Genomic DNA, 5,578 nt, shown 5'->3' with positions numbered 1-5,578 from the left:
ATTTTTCTCAACTCAACATAATTATTATAGTGGAGGTGATTAATGTATAGATTATTGCTAGCATGAAACTAATCACATTCATCTTCCAAAAATCTTACAATTGATAGATACAGGAGATGTAATGACAAGAGTAAATGCTAGAAAAAAAAGGAGGTTGAAGACAGAAAGTACAAAGTAAAATATATATTAGTGCCTTTATTGGGTAAAGGATTTTATAGCTAGGGTATAATTTGTTATGTTTTAACAATTTCCCTGAATTATTTACCTTGTAAATAAAGTAGCATAGTCAACCATAGGTAATTGTGTAGTCAAATTTCTGATATTTTCACAAAAACTAAAGAAAGAATATTGTTATGGTGTTTAACTAAAACCCCAGACAATTCTCAAACTAATATAAATATTAGGTGAAGATGAAAGGCTAGATAACTATGAACTACACCCTTCATGTCCAAATAGTTGTCATTGAGTGGGGTTGGTCGCGGATTAATGAATCCTTAAATTAGCTGTCTCATTGTTTTTTATTGCTAATAGCTCTAGAGCTGAAGTTGGTTATACCAATTATCAGATAGCCTAAATTGATATGATTTCCCTGTGATAGCCTTTGACATAATGGCTAACTTAAAGGAAGAATTCCAACTTTGGTAGGATAAATAATGGCTCTCATCCCAGCTTAAGTTATTAGCATAATGTAGATATGTGGCAGGCAGGCTCAAAGCATAAGGGGAAATAAGATTAGGTAGTAATGGTGCATTGTAATTTTTTCGGCAACCCTATAGTCAGCGTTTTAGCAACTATTCACCATTACTATATAGGACTACCAGATAGGTAAGACCTTTGATTGCCCTAAGTGTAGTTTGTCTATAGACCGGGATCTAAATACAATTATTAAAGATCGAGAGATCGGGTTGCCTTAACCGTTGATACCTGTGGAAGTCCTGCTGCAGAGTGTAACCTTAGAAGGTACGGACGTTGCATGCAACATCCCTAAACATTAAAACATCACTAATTGTGACGTTTTATATCAGTTTTATGAAGCAGTTGTGTGGGTTATCCCACTTCTAAAAACAACTATAACGAAGTTGAGTTGAGGTAGTTCAAATGTAGAAAATGATACTGGCACGACCGTTAGCCATAATATATGACTCTGAAGACTGTGAAAAAAGAGCCAATACCAATAAAGTAAACCTGAAATGGGTAAATATTATTTCAGGTAAACTCACGAAATTTCTCAGTTTCCTGCAAAAAAGATAAACCATACAGGTTTGGTCACTAGCTATACTGTCTTAAGATAGACAGAAAACTTCTGTAAAGTAATTTATTCTTCAACCTAAGGAGCATGAGGAACGCGACATGATCCAGACTAACAACGTAATCGAAACCACCATTCAGCCTGAGCTAGAATCTAGCGACTTATTTCAGCCAACCCCAACCAGACAAATAAATGATGAGTTAGACATTTTAATCGGAGATAGAGAAGAATATATAGATGCTCAGTCTGATGAGGATGATCTAAAGTCTGGTAAAGTTGCCAANCAACCTAAGGAGCATGAGGAACGCGACATGATCCAGACTAACAACGTAATCGAAACCACCATTCAGCCTGAGCTAGAATCTAGCGACTTATTTCAGCCAACCCCAACCAGACAAATAAATGATGAGTTAGACATTTTAATCGGAGATAGAGAAGAATATATAGATGCTCAGTCTGATGAGGATGATCTAAAGTCTGGTAAAGTTGCCAAATCTCGTACTCGCACTGCGGGCAAAAAAAAGCATTACACAGAAGACTCGATTCGCCTTTACCTACAAGAAATAGGAAGAATCAGACTATTACGAGCTGATGAAGAAATTGAATTAGCGCGTAAGATAGCAGACCTTCTGGAATTGGAGCGGATTCGAGAAGATCTAATGTATAACTTAGATCGAGAACCCCAAGTCAGTGAGTGGGCAAATGCTGTAGACATGGAATTGTCAAAGTTTAAGCGTCGGTTAATACTTGGGCGTAGAGCTAAAGAAAAGATGGTACAGTCTAATCTGCGTCTTGTGGTTTCCATCGCCAAAAAATACATGAACCGAGGCTTATCATTCCAGGATTTGATTCAAGAAGGTAGTTTGGGATTAATTCGAGCAGCAGAAAAATTTGACCATGAAAAGGGCTATAAATTTAGTACCTACGCAACTTGGTGGATTCGTCAAGCTATTACCAGAGCGATCGCCGATCAGTCTCGTACTATTCGTCTACCTGTTCATTTGTACGAAACTATATCCCGAATCAAGAAAACTACTAAGCTTCTTTCTCAAGAAATGGGTCGTAAACCTACAGAAGAGGAAATAGCAACTAGCATGGAAATGACTATTGAAAAGTTGCGTTTTATTGCTAAGTCTGCTCAACTACCTATATCTTTAGAAACTCCTATTGGAAAAGAGGAAGATTCTCGACTGGGGGATTTTATTGAGTCAGATGGGGAAACTCCTGAAGACCAAGTATCTAAAAATTTATTGCGAGAAGATTTGGAAAGTGTTTTAAATAGTTTGAGTCCCCGTGAGCGGGATGTATTACGTTTAAGGTATGGCTTGGATGATGGTCGGATGAAAACCTTAGAAGAAATTGGACAAATCTTTAATGTGACTCGCGAGCGGATTCGACAAATTGAAGCAAAAGCTCTAAGGAAGTTGCGACACCCAAATCGAAATAGTATTCTGAAAGAATATATCCGTTAGAAAAGTTAGTCGGTTGTCTATTACCTAATTTTCTAACTGATGTTACTGTGAGACACTTTAAGTGCTAGTAACTAGTGAGATACTATTAGTAATTAACGGTAGACATACTGAATTTGTTAGGTCTAATTGTGGTCATGTAAAAGATATGCCGTTAAGTCTTAGAAGTTATGATTTCCCTGAGCGTGGCATATCTCTAGACCGCTTATGAGATGCAAGTATTAATTTGAGAATACGGTCAGCTTGACCATTTATTCCTGTGGATGAGTAATCGCCAACGGTCTTAGGGACGTTTCGCTGCGCGACATGTTTGCGGAGCATTCCGGAACGGAAAACGCATTTTTGCCTGTGCAACGTCCGTACANAGTATTAATTTGAGAATACGGTCAGCTTGACCATTTATTCCTGTGGATGAGTAATCGCCAACGGTCTTAGGGACGTTTCGCTGCGCGACATGTTTGCGGAGCATTCCGGAACGGAAAACGCATTTTTGCCTGTGCAACGTCCGTACAGCAGGAAATAAACATCAGATTGTCACTTAATGTGGCACCTTGTATCAGTTTTATAGAGCAATTCAGATATATTTGCTCCTTTTGATGGGGTGTGAAAAACTGCTAAACCCTATCAAAAGGTAATTTTTCTCTTCTATAGGACTTATACTAAAGCCATATATAATAGTTCAAAACTATTGCGCAATAGTTTATAGTCTTTATTTGAGAAAAATACATAAGTCCTATTCTATAGAACCCCTAAGCGTATCTCCGCAAAGGTAAGGGTTTTTGGCTCTTGAGTCAGTCCTCAGTCCTCAGTAGTCAGGAGATGGAGAATAAAGAAATAGAGGAAAAAGGTAGAATTTTTTTGACTTACTTCATCATCTCCCCCACTCCCCTACTCTCAATCTCTAATTTTAAATAGACCCCTTCAGGGGTTCTATATGAACGAAACCTTCTGACTCCTCAATTATCAATTATCCATTATCCATTATCCATTATTAATTACCAAGGACTACCAACCATAGTAAACCCAGACCAATAATAAGGATGAGAAAAATTTTGATTACCAAACTTCCCTAATGCTGACGGCAACACCACCGCCCCACGCGCTCCACTTCCCCTTAACTCNCTTCCGCTTCGTCGCTGCGGACGACTGTTCAACCGGATTTTATATTAAACCAAATTGATTAATTATCCATTATCCATTATTAATTACCAAGGACTACCAACCATAGTAAACCCAGACCAATAATAAGGATGAGAAAAATTTTGATTACCAAACTTCCCTAATGCTGACGGCAACACCACCGCCCCACGCGCTCCACTTCCCCTTAACTCCCCTTCTACAATAACCACTTCCCCTCGCAACATTGCTAACTGCGTCTGTCTTAACGCCTCCGCTTTAATCTTAGCATTATTCAAATGAGTATAAAACTCCGTCATTAACGCCAATGTACCCTCATCACTCACATACCACAAACTAGCCAAAGCTGACTTCACTCCTGCTGCTACTGCTAACCCCGCAAACCCTAACTCGGCATTTCTGTCTCCCACAGCAGTGCGACAAGCAGACAATACTAACAATTCTACAGCAGGTTGACTCCAACCTAACTCCCTAACTTGGTCTAATTTTATTTGTTCGTTATTCCAAAGTTGAATATAGGAATTACTAGCTTTACCCGGCTTAAACTCTGCATGAGTAGCTAGATGAATAATAGGATAGGGATAATTTTTTCGTTGAGTTAGTAGGTTATTACGAGTAAAATCTTCATTGAGNGGGTACTGCTGGTAATGGCTCTTGTTCCATAAATTCACTGGCTCCCATTGCTAATACTTGAGTATCTTGAAGTGGGCGATAATTAGTATCCATTAAACTCACACTGGGAATTAAACTGAGGCTATATTTTTCAATTAAAAATTGTTCACCATCATGTAAAACTGCCACAGGTAAAGTTCGTAAACTTTCATCCATACTAAATAATAAAGTATCGATATTTGCTAATTTTAATTCAGCGGATATAGGTGCGATTAACCAATCATATAATTGTTGTGCTGGTCGTAAATAAGTATTAGTAAAACTACTAGCGGGATTTGTAATTTGTGCCCGTAATTTCATGACAACTTTCATTAGTTTTTTACGGTTAGCTGCGGGAATAGTTTTAATAATTGGCTGCCCTGATTTGGTATATAATATTATTTGTAATTGGTCGGAATAAGAATTAATATAAACTACAGCAGATTCTTTTCCGGTTTGGTTTGCCATATCTGTTAAAATTTCTCGGACGTTTTTTGTGCTGATAAGTTGTTCGTTTAAATCTGTTCCTAAGTAATTCAAATATTCGTTAGTACGGTTTTCTTCTAACATGGTTATTAGTTGCTCTGAACTTGTGGCTACTGTTAGAGAGTTGGTATTAACGGTTTCAATTATGTTTAATATTTGTTGAGTATCAGTGGTATTGTTGATAGATGAGTCGGTTTTTTCTTTGGCAGTGGCAGTATTGGTTGTTTGGTTATTGTTACTGGGGGTAATTGTTGAAATAATATTGTTATTTATCAGTGTTTGTTGGAACTGATTATTATTAATATTTCTATTAGGGTTTTGATTAGTTTGAGTGGTGTTTAGAGTGGGGGGTTCTGAGGTATTTGTGGTTAGACCTACTGTTGTGGAGGGGTTTGTTTCTGCTCTGAGAATAGGGTTATTAGTAGTTAGAGGATTTGTCTGAGTAGGAGTTATGGGTGTGGTCGTATTGCTCCTTTCAGTATTAGTAATTGTTTCACTTCCATTAGTAGCGGTGGCTATCTGATTTTCTGTATTAATAATATTGCCTGTATTTGCAATCGTGGCATTTCCATTAGTAGCGGTGGCT

The 5,578-nt window shown here is 37.7% G+C and carries 1 protein-coding gene and 2 pseudogenes; 1 reads left to right on the top strand and 2 read right to left on the bottom strand.

All coding sequences use genetic code 11. The features are described 5' to 3' along the window. Nucleotides 1-1,560 precede the first annotated feature (1,560 nt). Nucleotides 1,561-2,721: an RNA polymerase sigma factor RpoD gene (gene rpoD / locus AFK68_RS12965; RefSeq protein ID WP_094673179.1), complete on the top strand. Its 1,161-nt coding sequence runs from the start codon at nucleotides 1,561-1,563 to the stop codon at nucleotides 2,719-2,721. Between the two features lie 1,202 nt (nucleotides 2,722-3,923). On the opposite strand, the pseudogene AFK68_RS41620 reads toward rpoD, so the two are convergent. Beyond that, nucleotides 3,924-4,487, bottom strand: a pseudogene (locus AFK68_RS41620) (CHAT domain-containing protein); the annotation flags it as partial. 1 nt (nucleotide 4,488) lies between these two features. Next, a pseudogene (locus AFK68_RS45015) lies at nucleotides 4,489-4,827 on the bottom strand (CHAT domain-containing protein); the annotation flags it as partial. Nucleotides 4,828-5,578: the final 751 nt, after the last annotated feature.

It is taken from the genome of Hydrocoleum sp. CS-953, from assembly GCF_002260545.1.
Classification (GTDB): domain Bacteria; phylum Cyanobacteriota; class Cyanobacteriia; order Cyanobacteriales; family Microcoleaceae; genus Trichodesmium.
The sequence above is the reverse complement of the archived record's forward strand: the minus strand, read 5'-3'. Positions and strand labels throughout refer to the sequence as shown.